Genomic DNA, 21,340 nt, shown 5'->3' with positions numbered 1-21,340 from the left:
CCTGTTTCGTTGTGCTCTCAGCGTTCGATGTAAGGATCTGGAATCGAAAGTTGCGCGAGTATGTCGCGCTCTTTTTGTTCCATTACCTCAGCCTCATCGTCTTGTATATGATCATAGCCGAGTAAATGCAAGAGGCCATGGATGACCATGTGGGCCCAATGATGTTCTAGTGGCTTTTGCTGCTGTTGTGCCTCAATCGCGACAACTTCGGCGCAAATCACTAAATCACCGAGCAATGGCAAGACAATTCCGGGCGGTGCTTCAAACGGAAATGACAGCACATTGGTTGGTTTTTCTTTACCGCGATAAGTGCTATTAAGCTGCTGACTTTCATCGCTATCAACCACTCGAATCGTGATTTCCTGCGGTGAAGTTGGAGCATTCGGTTGTACCGCAACCAAGGCAGTAGCAAGCCACGTTTCAAACATGGCTTGATTGGGAACACCTGAGTGCTGCGTTGCTAGCTGTAAATCAAGCTCAATCAACATTAAGCATTTGAATCCGTGGTTTTGGCGGCTGCTTTTTCAGCATCAGCAGCACGTTTAGCATCGGCCTTCATTTTAGCCTGCTTTTGATCAAAGGCATCGTAAGCCTGAACAATACGCTGAACCACTGGGTGACGGACGACATCCTCGGCCATAAACATATTGAAGCTAATGCCATCGACGCCTTCGAGTACTTCAATCGCATGGCGCAAGCCAGACTTCTGATTTTTCGGTAAGTCGATTTGGGTGATGTCACCGGTGATCACCGCTTTGGAGTTAAAGCCAATCCGAGTCAGGAACATCTTCATTTGCTCGACGGTGGTGTTTTGGCTTTCATCAAGAATGATAAAGGCGTCATTTAAGGTACGGCCACGCATGTAAGCGAGCGGTGCGACTTCAATGACGTTGCGCTCAATCAGGCGCTCAACCTTCTCAAAGCCCATCATTTCAAATAGGGCATCGTAGAGAGGACGCAAATAAGGATCGACCTTTTGGCTTAAATCGCCGGGTAAAAAGCCGAGCTTTTCGCCTGCTTCCACCGCTGGGCGAGTGAGCAGGATGCGACGAATTTCTTGGCGCTCTAAGGCATCCACAGCTGCTGCCACGGCCAGATAGGTCTTACCGGTACCAGCCGGACCAATGCCATAGGCAATGTCGTGGTTCAAAATATTCGCTACATATTGCGCTTGATTTGGGCCACGAGGGCGGATCACGCCGCGCTTGGTTTTGATAAAGGTTTCTTTGCCTTGCCAAGCGTGCTCTGCTGCTTTATCGCGCTGTTGCTCTAGCGCATTGCTTTCTTGAATTTCAAGGTGCACTTGCTCAGGTTCGATATCGCTATAAATGCCTTTTACCGGTGCTGTTTCCAAATAGAGGCGACGCAATACGTCAGCTGCGGCTTGTGCTGGAATATCGGTACCGATGGCTTTGAAGTTGTTGCCGTTGTAGGCAATCTCAACGCCGAGGCGACGTTCGATTTGTTTGATATTGTCATCAAACGGGCCACAGAGGGCAGAAAGCCGGCGACTTTCGGCCGGCTCGAGGGAAAACTCAACAGTCGTTAGTGTTTGGCTCAATGTGTTTTGCCTTGTCTCTCTTAGAGTTAAGTAATGTGTGATTAAGCGTTCGGATCGAACATCACGGCGCCGTTGCTTTCTTGTGCAACTTGGCGGCGGGCCAGAATTTCTGCCGGAGCCGTTTCGACCCGTAAGCCCATTTCGTCTTCTGAACGAATGAATTCGCCGCGCAGTGAGTTGGGGAACACATCAACAATTTTCACGTCAACGAATTTGCCGATCAAGCGATGGTCACCTTCAAAATTCACTACCCGATTGTTCTCGGTACGTCCACGAAGCTCCATTGGATTTTTCTTCGAAGGCCCCTCAACCAAAATGCGCTGCTCGGTGCCATGCATGTCGCGAGCAATTTTTTGCGCTTGCTGATTGATGCGCGCTTGCAAGATGTGCAGACGCTGCTTCTTTTCTTCTTCGGTGACATCATCCGGTAAATCAGCCGCCGGCGTGCCCGGACGGGCGCTGTAAATGAAACTAAAGCTAATGTCGTAATCCACCGCTTTAATCAGATTCATGGTGGCTTCAAAGTCTTCCGCGGTTTCGCCTGGGTAGCCAACAATGAAGTCGCTGCTCATGCAGATATTCGGCCGAATTTTCTTCAATCGACGAATCTTGGATTTGTACTCAATGGCGGTGTGGCCGCGCTTCATCAAGTTTAGAATTCGATCAGAGCCGGACTGAACTGGCAAGTGCAGGTGATCGACCAACTCAGGCACATCGGCATAAGCTTCAATGATGTCATCAGTGAATTCGACGGGATGAGAGGTGGTGTAGCGAATGCGGTCAATACCATCGATACTGGCGACTAAACGCAGCAATTCAGAGAAATGACAGATCTCACCATCGTGAGTTTCGCCACGGTAGGCGTTCACGTTTTGCCCCAGCAGATTTACTTCACGAACGCCTTGGTCGGCGAGCTGGGCAATCTCATACAGCACGTCATCAAGTGGCCGACTGACTTCTTCCCCACGGGTGTATGGCACCACGCAGAAGGTACAGTATTTAGAACAGCCTTCCATGATGGAGACGAAGGCCGTTGGACCTTCCGCGCGAGGCTCCGGCAAACGGTCGAATTTCTCGATTTCAGGGAACGAGACGTCAACTACGGGCTCACCGGCTTGGGCGGCGGCAATCATCTCAGGCAAGCGGTGCAAAGTTTGCGGCCCGAAGATCACGTCAATAATTGGCGCGCGTTGACGTAAATCAGCCCCTTCTTGAGAGGCAACACAACCACCCACGCCAATGACTAAGTCAGGCTTATTCGCTTTCAAATCTTTCCAGCGGCCCAGTTGGTGAAACACCTTTTCCTGCGCTTTCTCACGAATTGAGCAGGTGTTAAGCAGCAACACATCGGCTTCTTCCGGCTCTTCTGTGTATTCGTAACCGGAATTTGAATTGAGGAGATCGGCCATTTTTGATGAATCGTATTCGTTCATCTGGCAGCCCCAAGTTTTGATATGAAGTTTTTTGCTCATTCGTGTGTTGGCCTTTAATACCGCTGGCTGAAAAATAAGGAGGCGTATTTTAGCGCCTGTTTTCGCTGCTGACCATAGTTGCGGTGAATGATTTTTATACAGATGGCACGGAGAGTGAATATTGGCGCGGTTGCGGCAGGTGATTCGCTCGTTAAATCAGGACATAATGAGGCGCATGAGTAGCACCAAGCGCTGCATGGTTATCAAGCAACCTTACCTCGGTGATAAAAAGGACAACAATGAACGCCAGTAATCAATCTTTCGCGACACAAGGCGCAGCCTCTGAACAGGCCGATATCATCATTGTGGGCGGCGGCATGGTGGGGTGCACCACTGCCTTGTTGCTTGCCGAGCAGGGCAAACGAGTGATTGTGCTGGAGCGATTTGAGCCAAAGTCGATTGATGCTGACTCGCCAATGGGGCTGCGAGTGTCTGCATTGAATCTCGCCAGCGAGCAGTTACTTGCTGAAGTGGGCTGCTGGTCGGATATTGCTGCGGTTCGGGTTTGCCCTTACCGTCGTTTGGCGGTCTGGGAAGATCAATTGGAGCCGGTGGAGTTCCGAGCTAGCGATATTGAACAGTCCCATTTGGGCCACATTGTTGAAAATGACGTGGTGCAAATGGTGTTGTGGCAACGCTGTTTACAACATGAATTAATCGATTGCCGATTGATTCAAGCTATCGAATCGCTGTCACAGACCGACGACCGAGCAACGTTAACGGTTGACGGTCAGTTGTATCAGGCGCAACTTGTTTTGGCCTGCGATGGCGGTTTATCGCGCCTCCGGCAGCTGGCTGGCATTGGCGTTGAGGGTTGGCAGTATCAGCAACATGCGCTGGTGGTTGGCATTGATACCCATGTTGAGTCGCAAGATATCACTTGGCAGCAGATGGCAGCGACAGGCCCAAAGGCGTTTTTACCGCTGGCGCAAGGCAAAGGCTCATTGGTGTGGTATCACCATGCTGATGAAGTGGCTCGATTAAAGCAATTGCCAGCAGCTCAGCTTAAGAGTGAGTTGCTGCAAGCGTTTCCGGCTGCGGTGGGCGATTTTACCATTGAGCAGGTGGCTTCGTTTCCGCTTACTCGCCAGCATGCCCAAGTTTATGCCAAGGGCCGAGTGGTGTTATTGGGGGACTCCGCTCATTTGATCAATCCGCTGGCAGGTCAAGGTGTCAATCTTGGTTTTCGGGATGTACGGGCGTTTGCTGACGTTATTGCTGAGCGCCCAGACTGGGCGAGCGATGCGGTGTTGCAGAGCTACGAGCGCCGACGAAAAGCCGACAACCTCGCTATGATGTCGGCGATGGATGCGATTTATGCCACTTTTAGCAATGACTTACCGCCCCTCAAGTTAGCCCGTCAGTTAGGTTTAAGTCTGGTCAACAAACTTCCCGCAGCACGCACTCTGGCAACCAAATATGCTTGTGGTGTGACCGGAAGTCGGTCGATTTGAATCTAGGCATTTGCCTGCTAATAAATCTAACGATCAAAAAAGCCCGCTACGAGAGCGGGCTTTTCTATATATGGCTGGGGTACCTGGATTTGAACCAGGGAATGGCGGCATCAAAAGCCGCTGCCTTACCGCTTGGCGATACCCCAACAAAACTGGGTCATTAAAAAAGCCTGCACAAGCAAGCTTTTTATGGCAACAACTCTAAGTGGCTGAGCTGTTACCAGAATCAAGATTATTACTGAAAGCAATTATCTCAACTCTAGAATAATGGCTGGGGTACCTGGATTTGAACCAGGGAATGGCGGCATCAAAAGCCGCTGCCTTACCGCTTGGCGATACCCCAACAAAATGGTGCGGAAGGAGAGACTTGAACTCTCACACCTTGCGGCGCCAGAACCTAAATCTGGTGCGTCTACCAATTCCGCCACTTCCGCACATAAGAAGACATGGTGGCTATGGCGGGACTTGAACCTGCGACCCCAGCATTATGAGTGCTGTGCTCTAACCAGCTGAGCTACATAGCCATCTTCTTTTACCTTCGGTTTGGGACTCACCCTTGCCGTTGGTGGCGCGTATTATGCGAATCGGAGGGGGGCTCGTCAAGCCCCTTTTTCAGCAATTTTTTTGCTTGTTCATGATTTGAACTATTTTCGCTGAAACTGGCGTTATTTTCGGCAAAAAATCAACAACTGTGCTTTGCAGGCTGACTAATCGAGACTAATTCATACACCAAAGATCAACAGGCTCTAATGATTGCGCCGCGGTAATTTGAGGATGTCGGTCCGATTTATTTGTCCTAATCGCTCAAGTTGTGTCAGTTGCTCGGTGATTAATGGCACCAGATCTTGATGTTTTTTATGCAAGTAGTGATAAAGAAATAAGTCTCGATCAAGTGAACGCACAATGGTTAAGTGACTGCCTTCTTCTTTTTTGATGAGCTGCTGTGCTTCGTTTTCTGTTAAGAAAATTGCATCAACACGATCTTTTAACAGCATATCAATGAGTACATCGTGCTCCGTTACGCGCACTACATTCAACTTGTATTGTTGGGCGACATGTTCATGGTCGACAAAACCAAGGGTGATGCCTAAGCGATAATTTCGCATCTGCTCAAAAGAAGTCGCGCTGACGTTGCCATTGGCGATGACTACCGAGGTGAGTTGACAAATAGGAACGGGTATTTGAATCAAGTTGGGGTACTGCAGGTTCGCTCCGGCGACCCGCAGCATTTCGCCGTCGGCTTTACCTGCATTGGCGATGGTCAATGCTCGCTTACTGGGAAATATCTTGTATTCAACTGCAATGCCGAGTTGTCGGTAAGCTTTAGCGAGGGCGTCTTGGGCGCATATGAAATTTTTACCCAGACTGTTTTGCGTCAACACCAGTGCCCGTGGCGCTGCTATTTTCTCCGCCGCTATAGTGGAAGCGGATAGCGCCAGTGCGGCAGCAACAGCAACAGCAACTAATTTCGCAATCACTGATAAGGGATAATTGGTGGCATTCGGCATATCGGTATCGTCCTCGTTCTGCAGCATAAGACACTTCCGCAAGTATCCTATTCCTGCTGTTGAGTTATTCTATCGGCTCGCTTCAGCCGGACTGCTTGTTCGATATCCCTTCTTACAACAACTGGCTAATGAATTATGAGTTCAGTCTTACGCAGTCGTCATTATTCTGACATAAACGTAATATGTTTGATATCATCATAACAATTATTGTGATGTCAGTAGTTCGCTGCCGTGTCATTCCGCAGATGTTTAGTGGCTGATAACTCCGTAACAAACTGGTGCAAAAATAGACACTAAAGATCAACAGGCTCGAGGCTTTTCGCTATAGTAGCTTTTTCAGAGTCAGCTCATCGCCTCTGCCATTCACTGCTGCGGATGAATATGATGTGAAGCGGACATATATCAAAGCGCTATTGGCAATCGTTTATTGTTGCACTGCATGGCTGAGTCATGCGGAAGACGTTGTTTATTTGCCAACAATACACAGAGCCGCCAATCATCATGTGTATGCGCAAGAGTTGTTAGTGCTGGCGCTAGACAACTCGGTTGATAAATATGGTGCCTACAAATTGCAACGAAAGGACGTTGCCGCCACCATCAAGCGGCAACTGCGAGAGCTGGAGAAAGGCACACAATCGCTAGCAATCTCGATGCCGACCCCCGACTGGCGAGCCAAAGCTCTAATGGTGCCGTTCCCATTGCTCAAGGGGTTAGCAAGCTATCGCCTGTTCATCACCACGAAATCTAATCAACAACGCTTGGCCGATATCGATACTGCAGCAGACTTAAAGCAGGTACTTATCGGTCAGGGCGAAGGTTGGTCAACAGCCAATATTCTGCAGTCTCACGGTTATAAAGTGGTGTATGGCAGCGATTATGCGGGACTATTTAAAATGCTCGAAGCACAGCGCTTTCAGTTATTGATGCGAGGTGTGTATGAGGCTGAGCGTGAGATTGCGGTGTATCGCTCGCAGATCCCCGATTTAGAAATTTATGACCGCTTTGCCGTGTATACCTATTTGCCAATGTACTTTTGGGTTTCCAAACAGCAACCGGAATTGGCTGATCGTCTGCACTATGGGCTAATGAAGGCGCATGACAACGGTGAGTTGGATTTGTTATTTCAGCGCTATTTCAGCGGTGCAATTGCTTTACTCGGTATTGCCGATCTCAACATTATTGAGCTGGAAAATACCAATATTGATCCCTCTTTTTATCGTCGAGATCGCCCCTTCCTATTAAGCGATATTCACTAGGGCTGCCCTGCGGCAGCCCCTTGCACAACGCTTTAGATGGCGCCGTGAGTTTCTTTTTTAGCGCTGGTGGCATTGGCGACCATTTCAGTCAATGGAATGAACGGAAATGATGGTTCATAGCATTTGAGCTCGTCATAAGCTGTCGCCACTTTATCGGCGGCAGAAAGACCTTTAAAGTCGCTTTTCTCTAAACGCAGCTCTTCGGTGAGTTGTGCCCAAACCATAGCCTCCCACGGCAGCATGAAGCCGCTGACACCGGCGACTTCAATTTTTGCTTCGGTGTGTGCATTGGGCGCCAGTAAGAAGATTGATGCATTGGGCGCGAGATCGGCGCCGTAACGCTCGATAAACAATTCAATTTCTGCAACTGAATCTAGTCCGCCAACGACCATCTGCAATTTAGCATCGTCAGCCAGTAACACGACATCGCGAACCAATGAGGTGGGTGGTTTGCGTCGGCCTGAGGCATCGGCCACTTCACCGTCGATCAGTACCAGTTCGCCGCGGTAGGCTTGCAGGCCATCACTGGTCATTGCTTTAAAGTTGGTGTTGAACAGTACGCCTGATTCTTCATAGGAATCTAACAACATGATTTACTCCGGAATAAATGAATATCGAGACTTCTGAAGCAAAATGCCAACCAAAACTATTATTAATAAAATCAGTTAGTTGTTTTTTTGTTGTGAGGGATTTTTGTTGTTGCCACGACAGCCTGTCATGTTTACGACCATTGAAGAGTTGCCTTGCACGCATGAAAAAGGTCGCCAATAGGGCGACCTTAGCAAGCTAAATGAGCCGTTGAACGATTAGACGTTGAAGCGGAAGTGAATCACGTCGCCATCTTTGACGATGTATTCTTTACCCTCAAGGCGCCACTTACCGGCATCTTTGGCGCCACTTTCACCCTTGTTGTCGATGTAGTCATCAAAGCCAACGACTTCGGCGCGAATAAAGCCTTTCTCAAAGTCGGTGTGGATTTTACCTGCCGCTTGCGGCGCAGTAGCACCAACCGGTACCGTCCATGCACGCACTTCCTTAACGCCCGCAGTGAAGTATGTGTGTAAATGCAGCAGTTCATAACCACCGCGAATGACGCGGTTCAAGCCTGGCTCTTCTAAGCCCATATCGGCCATGAATTCTTCGAGTTCTTCGTCTTCTAGTTCGGCCAGCTCAGATTCGATTTCGGCACAAACCGGCACCACCACAGCATTTTCTTTTTCGGCAATCTCACGCACTACATCCAAGTACGGGTTGTTTTCAAAGCCGTCGTCATTGACGTTGGCAATGTACATGGTTGGCTTGATGGTGAGGAAGTTAAGGTAGTTGATGGCCGCCTTTTCTTCTTTGGTTAGCTCTAAGGTTCGAATCATGTCGCCTTCTTCCAGCACCGCTTGAATGCGCTCTAGAATTGGCAATTCGAACTTGGCATCTTTATCGCCGCCTTTGGCTTTTTTCAGGTTGCGCTGAATAGCACGTTCACAGGCTTCTAAGTCAGATAACGCCAGCTCAGTGTTGATCACTTCAATATCTGAGGCCGGATCAACCTTACCATCAACGTGAACGATGTTTTCATTTTCGAAACAGCGCACAACGTGGCCTATGGCATCTGTTTCACGGATGTTGCCTAGGAATTTGTTACCTAAACCTTCACCGGTTGATGCGCCTTTTACCAAGCCGGCAATGTCGACGAATTCCATAGTGGTCGGCAGAATTTTTTGCGGATTGACGATGTCCGCTAGTTGCTGCAAACGCGGATCGGGAACCGGAACCACGCCTGTATTTGGCTCGATGGTACAAAACGGGAAGTTAGCTGCTTCGATGCCAGCTTTAGTCAAGGCGTTGAACAGGGTTGATTTACCAACATTTGGCAAACCGACGATGCCACATTTAAATCCCATAACAGGTTCCTTAGATATTGATGGCCAACTCGTTTGTTGAGCTGGCTGGAAATCTTGTGGTTATGCTTTAAAGCTATGCAGGCGGTTCATGGCTTTGGCCAAACCGTCTTTGCCGATAATATCGAAGCAGCGGGCAGCTTCGTCAATGGCAGCATCAATTGCTTGTTGCTCTGCTTGCGGTGCTTTTCCTAAGACATAACCGCTCACGCGATTTTTGTCGCCAGGATGGTCAATGCCAATACGCAAGCGAAGGAAATTCTTGTTGTTGCCCATTTTGCTGATGATGTCACGCAAACCATTATGACCGCCATGGCCACCACCGCGTTTGAACTTAGCGACGCCCGGAGGCATGTCGAGTTCGTCGTGTGCCACCAGAATTTCTTCCGCTTCAATCTGGTAGAAGCGTGCTAGGGCGGCAACAGCCTGACCACTGCGATTCATAAAGGTGGTTGGAACGAGTAATCGAAAGTCGGTACCGTTTTGCTGGATGCGAGCGGTATAGCCATGGAATTTGGCTTCGGGTTTGAGCGTGACGTGGTGGATGCGGGCAAGCTCCTCCACAAACCAAACACCCGCGTTATGGCGGGTGTTGGTATATTCGGGGCCTGGATTTCCCAGACCCACGACGAGTTTGATTGGATGGTCCATATTAGGGGACTATCTATCTTACTCAGCGTCGCCTTCAGCGGCTTCGCCTTCTGCTTCGTCAGCAGCAGCGCCGCCTTTAGCAGCAGAGATGCTAACAACAGCCAAGTCGTGAGACTCACCTTTTGCTAGTTCTACAGACTCAACGCCTTTTGGCAGCTTGATTTCTGACAAGTGAATTGTTTGACCAATTTCAACGTCAGCCAAATCAACTTCGATGTACTCAGGCAGATCAGCTGGCAAGCAAGAGATAGCAATCTCGTTCGCCAAGTGATTTACCACACCGCCGTTCTTAACTGCAGCAGCAGTTTCTTCGTTTAAGAAGTGAACTGGAACAGTAGTAACCAGAGCGTGAGTCGCGTCAACGCGCAAGAAGTCCAAGTGAGTAACTTTTGGTTTGAACGGGTGACGTTGCATATCTTTAACGATTGCTTGTACTTTCGTACCGTCGATGTTCAAGTCGATTACAGAGCTGTAGAAAGACTCAGCTTCTTGAGCTTTCAGTACTTTGCTGTGATCCAAAGTCAGTGCTTGTGGCTCTTGCTCGGCACCGTAAAGGATTGCAGGAACTTTGTCAGCGTGACGCAGGCGGCGGCTCGCACCTTTCCCTAGGTCAGTACGGACTACTGCATCCAGAGTAATTTGATCAGACATGTGTCGTCTCCAATAAGTTAAAGAGTTGGTTTTTGCGACCAAAACCAACAAGAATTAAGAACCCTGATTTCAGGGGCGCGGTATTCTATCTTGTGGGGATAAGCGCCGCAAGCTGTTTGTTAGGAAATAGACCGCAAGCTGTTTGTTAGCGGCGCAATTGCCAGCTAACGAGCGGTAACCGGTGAGCGCAATAAAAAAGCGAGCTAAACAGCTCGCTTTTTTGGCTTATTTACCAGCAGGTTACCGGAACATTGCCGAAATAGACTCTTCGTTGCTAACCCGGCGAATGGCTTCCGCCAACAAACCAGACATGGTCAACTGGCTAACAACCGGCAGTGCAGCCATTTCTGGGTGCAGTGGAATGGTGTCAGTGATCACCACTTCGTCCAGTACAGAGTTTTTGATGTTTTCAATGGCATTGCCAGAGAAAACAGGGTGAGTGGCGTAAGCAAACACTCGCTTGGCACCTTGATCTTTCAGTGCTTTCGCCGCTTGGCACAGAGTACCGCCAGTGTCGATCATGTCGTCCACTAGGATACAGTCGCGGTCTTTGACATCACCGATGATGTTCATCACCTGAGAGATGTTGGCGCGTGGACGACGCTTATCGATAATGGCCAAATCGCAGTCGTTCATCATCTTCGCCACAGCACGAGCACGCACAACACCACCAATATCTGGTGACACGATGACCGGATCATTGAAGTCTTTTGACAACATGTCTTCGAGCAAAATTGGCGAACCGAAACAGTTATCCACCGGTACGTCGAAGAAACCTTGGATTTGCTCGGCATGCAAATCAACGGTGAGGACGCGGTCAACGCCAACACTTGATAAGAAGTCGGCCACTACTTTTGCGGTAATTGGCACCCGTGCAGAACGTACACGACGGTCCTGACGAGAATAACCAAAGTAAGGGATCACGGCGGTGATACGGCCCGCTGAGGCGCGGCGCATGGCATCAACCATAACAATCAACTCCATGAGGTTGTCGTTGGTTGGTGCACAAGTACTTTGGATGATGAAAACATCCAAACCACGCACATTTTCTTTAATTTCAACGGCAATTTCGCCATCGCTAAAACGGCCTACTGACGCTTGGCCAAGGCGGACGTACAAACGGTCTGCAATTTTTTGAGCGAGTTCTGGCGTTGCGTTGCCAGCGAAGAGCTTCATATCGGGCACGGTGTTAACCTCGTCGGGGTCGTGGCTGCCTGTGTATTGATTATGGCTGGGGTACCTGGATTTGAACCAGGGAATGGCGGCATCAAAAGCCGCTGCCTTACCGCTTGGCGATACCCCAATCGTTATTGTTGCTGCTGCAATGCCGTGTGCAAAGGCGAGGTGTTACAGCCTTTGGCGACAAATCCTGTCATTGGCTCCGGTAAGTCTAGCAGCGCCTGATGAGCTTGCTGTTGGGTTTCAAAAGAAGCAAACACACAACTGCCAGTGCCCGTCAGTTTGGACGGCGCGTATTCTAGCAACCAGCGTAAGGCTTTTTCAACTTGCGGATAGGTTTTAGCCACTAATTGTTGACAATCATTGCCGAGTTCATTTGGCTTGATGTTGGTGCTTACTAACTTGGCAGTCGAGCGGGGTAAGTCAGGGTGATTGAATATGGTACCAGTGTTAACGTGAACATCAGGGTAAACGACTAAATACCAAGGTTGTTCTGGATTGACGTCGGTAAATTTTTCGCCCACGCCTTCGGCAAAAGTTGCTTTGCCATGAACAAATACAGGGACGTCGGCGCCGAGTTGCAGTCCCAATTGAGCGAGCTCTTCAAGTGGCAACTTGGTGTTCCAAATGTAATTACAGGCTAACAGTACCGTAGCGGCATTGGAGCTGCCGCCGCCAATACCGCCGCCCATTGGCAATATTTTATCGATGCTGATCTGAATCCCTTGCTGACAGCCGGTATGTTGCTGCAGCAGACGAGCGGCTCGGACAATTAGGTTGTCATCATGATCAACACCGTCGAACTCGGTGATTAATAAAACCTCGCCGTCGTCGCGTGGCTCAAAGGTCATGGTGTCGCCGTAGTCAACAAACTGAAAAACGGTTTGTAGCTCGTGGTAACCGTTTGGCAGTCGGCCGTTAATATGAAGAAACAGATTGAGCTTTGCCGGTGACGGCAGCGTTAATGGAAATTTCATTGTGATTGCCAACGGCTAATAGCAAGTTTAAGCGTTAAATTGGGGTGTTTTAGAGTGATTCGAGATGGCAGAGCCGGTTGTTCATCAGTTGCTGGATAGTAGCCATTGTATTCCACATGCCAAACGCCCCAGTTTGGTAAATACTGAGAAAAGCCAAGCAAATAGCCGTTACTATCAAGTGACACATCATTGATGGTTTTCAGATCGGCATAGCCGGTCAGCCATCGGTTCATGGCATCAAAGGGGGCTCGATAACCACTCAGTTGGGCAATCAAATCTGCTAGTGATTGGCCCTGGTAGTGCTCGCCGTCGACTGTCATGCTGGCACCATCTGCATTTTGACTGGCTTCCAGTAAGGTGACGCCTAAGGTGTTGGTCAGCAATATGTGGGTTTCGGCAGTTGAATGCTGCCAGTTTACTCGGCTACTTTGACGCTGCTCTGGGCTGATAAAGGCTAATTTACCGCTGGCTCGCCAGCTATCGAATTGACCCAGCTGTTCGCTGTGAGCTTGATAGGCTTGCAGTAGTTCTGCTGTTAAATCAGCATGTTGAGAGTCTGGCGGTAAGCTGACACAGCCACTAAGCCAAATCACAAGTAGTAAGCCAATCCAGTTTTTCACTGCCAAACGCCCTGTTACTCCAATCTAGGAGCGCCAGTATATCAGCGAGTCGGTGGAATGTTCAGTTGTGTTTTGCAAGTCGATTTGGCTGAGGCTGCTTCTTTGATTCATCGAAGTACGGACTGTTTGGGAGTAGCTTGGGAGTTGGATAGTCGAGCTTCTGCCGCAGGGAAGCGGCAGCAGAGCCTACATGGAAGTATTGACGGCGTCTCGACTAGACAATTCGCAAGCTGCGAGGACTACGCGGGTCTGTTGACTTGACGGAGAGGGCGATAGCAAACCTCCCCCCATGCTGACGCTCAAGCACATCCCTGTGTCGCTCTGCATGCGGCATCCATGCCGCCTGAAGCAGCAAGTCGCGAGTTTTACTATCGCCCTAGAAGCTCCGGTGCGCTGCTGGAAGCCGTTTTATTGCGTCACAAACTCCGCAACTCCCTAGAGCAGGTTTTCGATTGCTGACGAAGACCTTCCGCAGCAGAGAAGCTGCGGTAGAGGCTATAGGGACATATTTACGCCGTGTCTGAGTTAGAAAGCGAAAACTTGCTCTTTAGCGCTAATATCTGAGCAGCCGCTTTCTGATTCAGCTGCACACGGGCGGTTTGGGAGTAGCTTGGGAGTTGGGTAGTCGAGCTTCTGCCGCAGGGAAGCGGCAGCAGAGCCATCAGGGGACAACTTTATAAAGTTGTCGCGCAGGCAGGAAGCCGGAGCGGGGCTTTGCAGAGGGCAGGAGCCCGTCAGCAAAGTATTCACGGCGTCTCGACTAGACAATTCGCAAGCTGCGAAGATTACGCGGGCCTGTTGAATCGGCAGTTAAGGCGATAGAAAACCTCACCCCATGCTGACGCTCAAGCACGTCCTTGTGTCGCTCTGCATGCGGCATCCATGCCGCCTGAAGCAGCAAGTTGCGAGGTTTACTAACGCCCTAGATGCTCCGATGCGCTGCTAGCAGCCTCTTCGGCGGACAACGACTCAAATTGTTCATGCTATTCTTTACCATCAATTTCCAGCAGGCCTTAGCCTCCTCATCTAGCAGTAATTGGAGCTATCAACATGATCAAAGCCATCGTTTCCGACTTAGATGGAACCTTGCTTAATGCCGACCACACCGTTGGCGAGTACACCCAACGGGTACTGAAAGAGCTCACTCAGCAAGGGATGAAGCTGATTCTGGCATCGGGCCGGCCTTGGGCTGATGTCGAAGTGATCCGTCAAAAGCTGGCGATGGAAATTTTCTTGATCACCTGTAACGGCGCTCGTGTTCATGACCGCCAAGGGCACTGCATTTTTCGTCATGACATTCCTCAGCACTTAGTGCAAGAGTTGCTGGCGTTTGGTTCACCAGCGGGAGCCAAAATCAATGTCTATCAAGATGATTTATGGTGGGTGACCGAAGACAATCCATCGTTGCTGAAGTTTCATGCAGACTCTGGCTTTAGCTACCAAGTCACCCCACATGAGCAGTTGCCAACAGAGCACATTGCTAAAGTGTTTTGGATTGGTGATAACGCCGCGTTAAAGGCGCTAGAGAAACAGTTAAATGAACACTTTGGCGATGCTCTGAGTATTGCCTTCTCGTTGCCGATTTGTCTTGAAGTGATGGCTGGCGGCGTGTCTAAAGCGCAAGCATTAGATGTCGTGCTGCAGGCCAAAGGGCTAGAGTTCGAGCAAGTCATAGGCTTTGGTGATGGCCTCAACGATCGGCTCATGTTGTCGGCGGTGGGACAAGCGGCAATCATGGCCAACGGTGCCGACGAGTTGAAACAAGCGCTACCCGATTTGCCGGTTATTGGCTCGAATACCGAAGAAGCGGTCGCTCAGCATCTCGAGCAATTGTTTTTATCGCCCTAGCGATTTTATCACTTAGGTTGCTGAACAGATGATTTATCCAACGCCGAAGGCTGTTGATAATGTTTTAACAGACTGCGAATTGGCGTAGAATGGCCGGTCAAAATAGAAATTATTATTCGCTCGGAATCGCGCTTGTGCTTGATTCTAGGCTTCAGCCAGCTGGATAACACCGCTCAGTTACACGAAGACGATGGCGTTAATCGCATTAGGAATTAACCACCAGACCGCGCCGGTGGCATTGCGTGAACGGGTTGCATTTGACCCCGAAACCTTGCCGCAAGCATTGCAGCAACTGCACAACCGAGAAGGGTGTAGGGGCGCAGTGATCCTGTCGACTTGTAACCGCACTGAAGTTTATGTTCAGGATGAAGCGGAGCCACAAGCCTTGCTGCAATGGTTGGCTGATTTCCATCAAGTTACCCTGAACGACCTTGCCGAGCATACCTATCAGCTCAATCAACTCGAAGCGATTACACACCTAATGCGCGTCTCAAGTGGGCTCGATTCGTTGATCTTAGGCGAGCCGCAAATTCTTGGTCAGGTTAAACAAGCTTATGCGCAGGCCAAAGCTGTTGGCACATTGAGCTATCGCTTGGAGCGCTTGTTTGACCGTGCCTTTACGGTCGCTAAACAAGTCCGCACTCACACTGACATCGGTGCCAGCGCTGTATCAGTGGCATATGCCGCGGTGAATTTAGCCAAACATATTTTCGGCGAACTCGGTAAAGCCAAAGTGTTGTTAGTTGGTGCCGGTGAAACCATTGAGCTGGTCGCTAAACATATGCGTGACCAAGGTGTTGAAGCGCCGGTGGTGGCCAACCGCACTCTGCACCGAGCCGAGCTGTTGGCCAATGAATTTGGTGGCCGCCCGATCACCTTGCATCAATTGGGTGATGCCCTAGGTCATGCTGATATCGTGATTTGTTCCACCGCCAGCCCCATGCCGATTGTCGGCGCAGGTGCTGTTAGTCGCGCACTCAAAGCCCGTCGCCATCGGCCAATGTTGCTGGTGGATTTAGCGGTGCCACGTGATGTCGAGCCGGAAGTTGGCGATTTACGTGACGCTTACTTGTATACCGTTGATGATCTGCAAAACATCATCGCCGACAACATGAGCTCGCGAGAAAAAGCCGCGCAACAAGCCGAAGGCATGATTGCAGAACACGCTGAATTGTTTAGTCAATGGCTGCAATCTCAACAGTCCGTGTCCGCGATTAAACAGTATCGTCAGCAAGGTGCCGAAGTACGCGATGAGCTGGTGGAGAAAGCGCTGCAGTCGCTGGACAACGGCTTACCGCCTGAGCAAGTTGTACGCGAACTCGCGTATAAGCTCACCAACACCCTGTTACACCCAACAACCAAAGCGTTGCAACAAGCCGGCTCTGAGCAGCAGTCGCAACGCCTCTCGCATTTAGCCGACAGCCTCGGCCTTGCCCTTAAAAACGACGAGCGTTAGCGCGCTCGCAGACACATATTTGGATCTATGAAACCGTCGATTATTGCCAAACTTGAAAGTTTGATTGAACGCTATGAAGAGCTGCAGGCGCTGCTCGGTGATGCCGAAACCATTGCCGATCAAGAAAAATTTCGCGCTTTGTCAAAGGAATACTCGCAGCTTGAGAGTGTAGTGAATTGCTATCAGTCATTGCAGCAGGCGCAAGAAGATCTGGCGTCAGCAAAGGAAATGCTGGCTGAAGATGATGAAGATATGAGGGAAATGGCACAAGAAGAAATTGCTGAAGCCAATGAGCGCATTGAAACCTTAGATCGTGAATTAGAGATCTTGCTACTGCCAAAAGATCCCAACGATGATAACAACTGCTACGTTGAGATCCGTGCCGGTGCCGGCGGCGATGAAGCGGCGATTTTCGCCGGTGACCTGTTCCGCATGTACAGCCGCTACGCCGAAACTCGTGGCTGGAAAGTTTCGGTAGTGAACGCCAACGAAAGCGAGCAGGGCGGTTTCAAAGAAGTGATTGCTTACGTCGTTGGTGACGGTGCTTATGGGGTGATGAAGTTTGAGTCCGGTGGTCATCGGGTGCAGCGAGTGCCAGAAACAGAAAGCCAAGGCCGCATTCATACCTCGGCTTGCACCGTGGTGGTGATGCCGGAAGTGCCAGAAGCCGAAGCGATTGAAATTAACCCTGCCGATTTGAAAGTGGATACCTTCCGGGCCTCCGGAGCTGGTGGTCAGCACGTTAACAAAACCGACTCGGCGATTCGGATCACTCACTTGCCAACGGGGACTGTGGTGGAGTGTCAGGATGAGCGGTCGCAGCATAAAAACCGTGCCAAAGCGATGGCGGTTTTGAGTGCCCGTTTGCAGGCCGCTGAAGATGAAAAACGTCGCTCAGAAGAGACTAGCATGCGCCGTTCACTGGTGGCGTCGGGCGACCGTTCCGAGCGAATCCGCACCTATAACTATCCGCAAGGACGGGTGAGCGAGCATCGCATTAACCTGACTTTGTACCGTTTGGATGAAATCATCAATGGTGATTTGGATGCGGTACTAACGCCATTGATGCAAGAGCATCAGGCTGATTTGTTGGCGGCATTGGCTGAGGGTAGCGCCTAATCATGCGCATTGATGAGGCGCAGCGTTGGGCAACTGAGCAGTTACAGCAGCAAGAAGGCGCGACCGATGCGGTCGCGCTGCTCACTCATGTATTGCAAAAGCCCCGCAGTTTTCTCTACACCTGGCCAGAACAAATTCTATCTGCCGAGCAGGAAGTTAAATTCCGCCAGTTGGTGACTCAGCGTCGAGATGGCCTGCCAGTTGCTCATTTGACCGGTGAAAAGGAGTTTTGGTCGCTACCGCTGCAAGTGAACTCTAGTACCTTAATCCCTCGGCCCGATACCGAGTGCTTGGTGGAATGGGCGTTGGAGTTGCAGCTGCCTGAACCTTTATTGCATGCCAGCCAACCGCAGCCTCAACATCGCGTGTTGGATCTTGGTACGGGAACCGGCGCGATTGCATTGGCGCTAGCGAGTGAGCGGCCAGACTGGCTGTTACTGGCTGTCGATCAACAGGCGCAAGCGGTTGCGCTGGCCAGAGCCAATGCCAGAAGTCTAGAGCTGGCGAACGTCTCTGTGCTGCAGAGCGATTGGTTTGGTGCAGTGCCCGATGACTTTGGCTTTGATCTCATTGTCAGCAACCCACCTTATATAGCAGAAGATGACGAACACCTATCCCAAGGTGATGTCCGCTTTGAGCCGAATTCAGCGCTTACCTCTGGCATTGATGGACTCGACGATATTCGGCTGATCATTGACCAAGCCCCACAATATCTGAATGATGGTGGCTGGCTGTTGCTCGAACATGGTTACGATCAGGCGCAAGCCGTATGCGACTTATTGAATCAGCGCGGCTTTTCAGCGGTAAGCTGGCGCAGTGATTTGGCTGGACAACCGCGCGTTAGCGGTGGTCAGTGGCTGGAGCAATCGCAACCCAAAACGATAAAAACCATTGCATCACACAAGGAAGCATAATCATGTACACCGGAATCAAACACCTGCACGTTTTGCTGGCCGTTCTCTCTGTGGTTTTCCTCATTACCCGCGCTGTTTGGTTGCTACGAGGTAGTGACTTACTGCAACGCAAGTGGGTCAAAATTGTTCCCCATGTCATTGATACCTTGTTGCTGATTGCTGCTATTACCATGGTAAGTATGATGCCTTGGCTGGGGCAGCCTTGGCTGTGGGAAAAGCTGGTGATGGTGGTGTTGTACATCGGCTTTGGTTTTTACATCTTCAAATTTGCTCAATCGGCAGCGACTCGAGTTGCCGGTTTAGTGGGCGCAATCGGTTGTATTGCGCTGATCGCTCATCTGGCACGAACCAAAGTGCCATTTATTCTTGGTTAAACCTTAGGAGTTGTTAATGTCGCACGATATGCACCAAGCATTAATCACGAACGATGCCGTTGTGCTTGGGCTGCTTGCCATTATTCTGGGGGCAATCTTTGTAACCCACGCCAGCCCTCACCCGTTCTGGCGTAAGTTCTATACCGTTATTCCAGCGGTATTGCTGTGTTATTTTTTGCCATCGTTGCTGAATACCTTTGGCATTGTCGATGGTCATGGCTCAAGCATGTATCACGTCTCAACTCGGTATTTGCTGCCAGCGTGTTTGGTGTTACTGACCATTAGCATTGATCTAAAGGCAATCATCGCTTTGGGACCAAAGGCCTTGATCATGTTCCTCACCGGTACCTTTGGTATTGTCATCGGCGGTCCAATTGCCATCTTACTGATGTCGATGGTTTACCCCGATGCAGTCGGTGGCGCTGGGCCAGATGCCGTTTGGCGCGGCATGACTACTGTTGCTGGTAGCTGGATTGGTGGTGGCGCCAACCAAGCGGCGATGAAAGAGGTGTACGAAGTTGGCGATAAGATCTTCTCATCCATGGTCACGGTTGATGTCATTGTCGCCAACATCTGGATGGCTTGTTTGCTGATGATGGCGGGTCGAGCGAAAGAAATTGATGCCAAAGTGGGCGCGGACAGCTCTGCGATTGAAGATCTGAAAAATAAGGTTGAAGCTTACCACGCTGAACACGCTCGTATTCCAAGCGGTACCGATTTGATGAAGATCGTCGCTTGGGGGTTTGGTATCACCGGCTTGGCGCACTTTGGCGCCGACTTCCTCGGTCCTTGGTTCGCCGAAAACTATCCTGCACTGAAACCTTACAGCGTGCATAGCAAGTTCTTCTGGCTGGTGGTGATTGCCACTACCGTGGGCTTGTCGCTATCGTTTACCCGTGTCCGTCATATCGAAGCGGCTGGCGCTTCGAAAGTCGCCTCCGTGATGATTTACATTCTGGTTGCGTCTATTGGTTTGCACATGGACATTACAGCCATTGCTGAGTCGCCGCAGTACTTTGTGGTTGGCATGATTTGGATGAGCATTCATGCCAGCTTGATGTTGATTGTCGCTCGGGTCATCAAAGCGCCACTATTCTTTATGGCAGTGGGCAGTCAGGCCAATGTCGGCGGTGCTGCATCGGCCCCAGTCGTCGCTTCAGCATTCCATCCGTCGCTGGCTCCAGTTGGGGTATTGCTGGCCGTATTAGGCTACGCGCTTGGCACTTATGCCGCTTGGCTCTGTGGTCAATTAATGCAAATCGTGGCGCCTTAATTGCGGCGTCACGAACAATAAAAATTAGGACAACACCATGCAACATAAAACCGTAAAGGTTCAATCTATTGAAGTTGCCAACGACAAACCTTTTGTTCTGTTTGGCGGCATGAATGTATTAGAGTCGCGCGATTTAGCGATGGCGATGGCAGAGCAGTACGTTAAGGTCACGGAAAAGCTTGGCGTTCCGTTGGTCTTCAAAGCATCGTTTGATAAAGCCAATCGCTCTTCGGTGTTCTCGTACCGCGGCCCAGGATTGGAAGAAGGCATGAAGATCTTTCAAGAGATCAAACAAACCTTCAATGTTCCAGTTATCACAGATGTCCATGAACCTGAGCAAGCGGCGCCAGTGGCAGAAGTGGTTGATGTAATTCAGCTACCAGCTTTCTTGGCTCGTCAAACCGACTTGGTTGAAGCGATGGCGAAGACCGGTGCGGTGATCAACATTAAGAAGCCACAATTCTTAAGCCCAGGGCAGATGAAAAATATTGCCGATAAGTTCAAAGAGTGTGGCAACGAGAACCTGATTTTGTGTGAGCGCGGCACGAACTTCGGTTACGACAATCTAGTGGTGGATATGCTCGGCTTTAGCCAAATGTTCAATGCCACAGATGGCTTGCCAGTGATCTTTGATGTGACTCACTCGCTGCAGTGTCGCGATCCACTGGGCGCTGCTTCTGGTGGTCGTCGTTCGCAAGTGACTGAATTGGCTCGCGCCGGTATGGCGGTTGGTTTGGCCGGCTTATTTTTGGAATCTCATCCGGATCCGGATAATGCTAAATGTGATGGCCCATCGGCATTGCCATTAAGCAAACTGGAGCCGTTCTTGGCGCAAATGAAAGCCGTTGATGAAGTGGTCAAAGGCTTTGCCGCGTTGGATACGCAGAATCCTTAATTTCTGCTCCTTCCGCAACCGTTGAATTCCAAAGCGGCTTCCAGCAGCGCTCCGGAGCGCCTAGGGCGATAGTAAAACTCGCAACTTGCTGCTTCAGGCGGCATGGATGCCGCATTTAGAGCGACACAAGGATGTGCTTGAGCATCAGCATGGGGTGAGGTTTGCTATCGCGGCTAGCCACTTGCATTGAATCGTTCACAGCAACCTTCGCAGCTTGCGAATTGCCTAGTCGAGACA

Annotated in this window: 20 protein-coding genes and 5 tRNA genes; 9 read left to right on the top strand and 16 right to left on the bottom strand. The window is 50.3% G+C overall.

Translation table 11 applies throughout. From position 1 onward, the window contains the following. Positions 1–17: 17 nt before the first annotated feature. From ybeY to miaB, 3 genes are read right to left on the bottom strand one after another with little or no spacing between them, the layout of a single operon-like run. Positions 18–488 carry an rRNA maturation RNase YbeY gene (gene ybeY, locus IC617_RS09995; RefSeq protein ID WP_191144859.1) on the bottom strand — a complete coding sequence of 157 codons (471 nt, stop codon included), beginning with the start codon at positions 486–488 and terminating at the stop codon, positions 18–20. Beyond that, positions 488–1,561 carry a PhoH family protein gene (locus tag IC617_RS09990; protein WP_191144858.1) on the bottom strand — a complete coding sequence of 358 codons (1,074 nt, stop codon included), beginning with the start codon at positions 1,559–1,561 and terminating at the stop codon, positions 488–490. The genes ybeY and IC617_RS09990 overlap by 1 nt, the downstream gene beginning before the upstream one ends. A gap of 41 nt (positions 1,562–1,602) precedes the next feature. Then, positions 1,603–3,033 carry a tRNA (N6-isopentenyl adenosine(37)-C2)-methylthiotransferase MiaB gene (miaB, locus tag IC617_RS09985; RefSeq protein ID WP_191144857.1) on the bottom strand — a complete coding sequence of 477 codons (1,431 nt, stop codon included), beginning with the start codon at positions 3,031–3,033 and terminating at the stop codon, positions 1,603–1,605. Between the two features lie 239 nt (positions 3,034–3,272). On the opposite strand from miaB, the gene IC617_RS09980 reads away from it, so the two are divergent. Further along, entirely contained in the window at positions 3,273–4,487 is a 1,215-nt protein-coding gene (locus IC617_RS09980) for an FAD-dependent oxidoreductase (RefSeq protein WP_191144856.1), read from the top strand. A 71-nt stretch (positions 4,488–4,558) separates the two neighbouring features. On the opposite strand, the gene IC617_RS09975 is transcribed toward IC617_RS09980, so the two are convergent. The 5 genes from IC617_RS09975 to IC617_RS09955 all read right to left on the bottom strand — a co-directional run bounded on the left by IC617_RS09975 (position 4,559) and on the right by IC617_RS09955 (position 6,022). Further along, positions 4,559–4,633, bottom strand: a tRNA-Gln gene (locus IC617_RS09975). Positions 4,634–4,755: 122 nt separating this feature from the next. Further along, positions 4,756–4,830, bottom strand: a tRNA-Gln gene (locus tag IC617_RS09970). A gap of 6 nt (positions 4,831–4,836) precedes the next feature. Beyond that, positions 4,837–4,921 (bottom strand) — tRNA-Leu (locus IC617_RS09965). A 13-nt stretch (positions 4,922–4,934) separates the two neighbouring features. Next, positions 4,935–5,011 (bottom strand) — tRNA-Met (locus IC617_RS09960). Between the two features lie 222 nt (positions 5,012–5,233). Beyond that, a complete protein-coding gene (locus IC617_RS09955; protein WP_191144855.1) occupies positions 5,234–6,022 on the bottom strand; it encodes a substrate-binding periplasmic protein in 789 nt (262 codons plus the stop codon). Positions 6,023–6,381: 359 nt separating this feature from the next. On the opposite strand from IC617_RS09955, the gene IC617_RS09950 reads away from it, so the two are divergent. Continuing rightward, complete coding sequence (locus IC617_RS09950; protein WP_191144854.1) at positions 6,382–7,251, top strand: transporter substrate-binding domain-containing protein; 870 nt, start codon at positions 6,382–6,384, stop codon at positions 7,249–7,251. A 32-nt stretch (positions 7,252–7,283) separates the two neighbouring features. Here IC617_RS09950 and IC617_RS09945 read toward each other — a convergent pair whose 3' ends face one another. From IC617_RS09945 to lolB, 8 genes are all read right to left on the bottom strand, one after another. Further along, on the bottom strand, positions 7,284–7,841 hold the full coding sequence (locus tag IC617_RS09945; RefSeq protein WP_191144853.1) for a hypothetical protein: 558 nt from the start codon (positions 7,839–7,841) through the stop codon (positions 7,284–7,286). 216 nt (positions 7,842–8,057) lie between these two features. Continuing rightward, positions 8,058–9,149, bottom strand: a complete 1,092-nt coding sequence (ychF, locus tag IC617_RS09940; protein ID WP_191144852.1) for a redox-regulated ATPase YchF — start codon at positions 9,147–9,149, stop codon at positions 8,058–8,060. Positions 9,150–9,209: 60 nt separating this feature from the next. Beyond that, the gene (pth, locus tag IC617_RS09935; protein ID WP_087505763.1) at positions 9,210–9,797 is read right to left on the bottom strand and encodes an aminoacyl-tRNA hydrolase; all 588 of its coding nucleotides are present in this window, start codon (positions 9,795–9,797) and stop codon (positions 9,210–9,212) included. A gap of 18 nt (positions 9,798–9,815) precedes the next feature. Then, a complete protein-coding gene (locus tag IC617_RS09930) occupies positions 9,816–10,448 on the bottom strand; it encodes a 50S ribosomal protein L25/general stress protein Ctc (RefSeq protein ID WP_191144851.1) in 633 nt (210 codons plus the stop codon). 240 nt (positions 10,449–10,688) lie between these two features. After that, positions 10,689–11,633, bottom strand: coding sequence for a ribose-phosphate pyrophosphokinase (locus IC617_RS09925; RefSeq protein WP_191144850.1), 945 nt, complete (start codon positions 11,631–11,633; stop codon positions 10,689–10,691). A 43-nt stretch (positions 11,634–11,676) separates the two neighbouring features. Continuing rightward, positions 11,677–11,751 (bottom strand) — tRNA-Gln (locus IC617_RS09920). Between the two features lie 4 nt (positions 11,752–11,755). Then, a complete protein-coding gene (gene ispE, locus IC617_RS09915) occupies positions 11,756–12,604 on the bottom strand; it encodes a 4-(cytidine 5'-diphospho)-2-C-methyl-D-erythritol kinase (protein WP_191144849.1) in 849 nt (282 codons plus the stop codon). After that, the gene (lolB, locus tag IC617_RS09910) at positions 12,601–13,224 is read right to left on the bottom strand and encodes a lipoprotein insertase outer membrane protein LolB (RefSeq protein ID WP_191144848.1); all 624 of its coding nucleotides are present in this window, start codon (positions 13,222–13,224) and stop codon (positions 12,601–12,603) included. Before lolB ends, ispE begins: the two co-directional genes overlap by 4 nt. A 1,050-nt stretch (positions 13,225–14,274) precedes the next feature. On the opposite strand from lolB, the gene IC617_RS09905 reads away from it, so the two are divergent. The 7 genes from IC617_RS09905 (at position 14,275) to kdsA (ending at position 21,103) form a co-directional block, all read left to right on the top strand. Then, entirely contained in the window at positions 14,275–15,072 is a 798-nt protein-coding gene (locus tag IC617_RS09905; protein ID WP_191144847.1) for a Cof-type HAD-IIB family hydrolase, read from the top strand. Positions 15,073–15,262: 190 nt separating this feature from the next. Further along, on the top strand, positions 15,263–16,528 hold the full coding sequence (gene hemA / locus IC617_RS09900) for a glutamyl-tRNA reductase (protein ID WP_191144846.1): 1,266 nt from the start codon (positions 15,263–15,265) through the stop codon (positions 16,526–16,528). A 27-nt stretch (positions 16,529–16,555) separates the two neighbouring features. Beyond that, positions 16,556–17,647: a peptide chain release factor 1 gene (gene prfA, locus IC617_RS09895; protein WP_191144845.1), complete on the top strand. Its 1,092-nt coding sequence runs from the start codon at positions 16,556–16,558 to the stop codon at positions 17,645–17,647. 2 nt (positions 17,648–17,649) lie between these two features. Next, a complete protein-coding gene (gene prmC, locus IC617_RS09890) occupies positions 17,650–18,561 on the top strand; it encodes a peptide chain release factor N(5)-glutamine methyltransferase (protein WP_191144844.1) in 912 nt (303 codons plus the stop codon). Between the two features lie 2 nt (positions 18,562–18,563). Beyond that, positions 18,564–18,935 (top strand): SirB2 family protein, encoded by a 372-nt coding sequence (locus IC617_RS09885; RefSeq protein WP_191144843.1) that lies wholly within the window; start codon positions 18,564–18,566, stop codon positions 18,933–18,935. 16 nt (positions 18,936–18,951) lie between these two features. Continuing rightward, the gene (locus tag IC617_RS09880; protein WP_224745917.1) at positions 18,952–20,208 is read left to right on the top strand and encodes a DUF819 family protein; all 1,257 of its coding nucleotides are present in this window, start codon (positions 18,952–18,954) and stop codon (positions 20,206–20,208) included. 37 nt (positions 20,209–20,245) lie between these two features. Next, positions 20,246–21,103, top strand: coding sequence for a 3-deoxy-8-phosphooctulonate synthase (gene kdsA, locus IC617_RS09875; RefSeq protein ID WP_191144842.1), 858 nt, complete (start codon positions 20,246–20,248; stop codon positions 21,101–21,103). The last annotated feature ends 237 nt before the right edge of the window (positions 21,104–21,340 follow it).

Source organism: Neiella litorisoli (assembly GCF_014773395.1).
Lineage (GTDB): Bacteria > Pseudomonadota > Gammaproteobacteria > Enterobacterales > Neiellaceae > Neiella > Neiella litorisoli.
The sequence above is the reverse complement of the archived record's forward strand: the minus strand, read 5'-3'. Positions and strand labels throughout refer to the sequence as shown.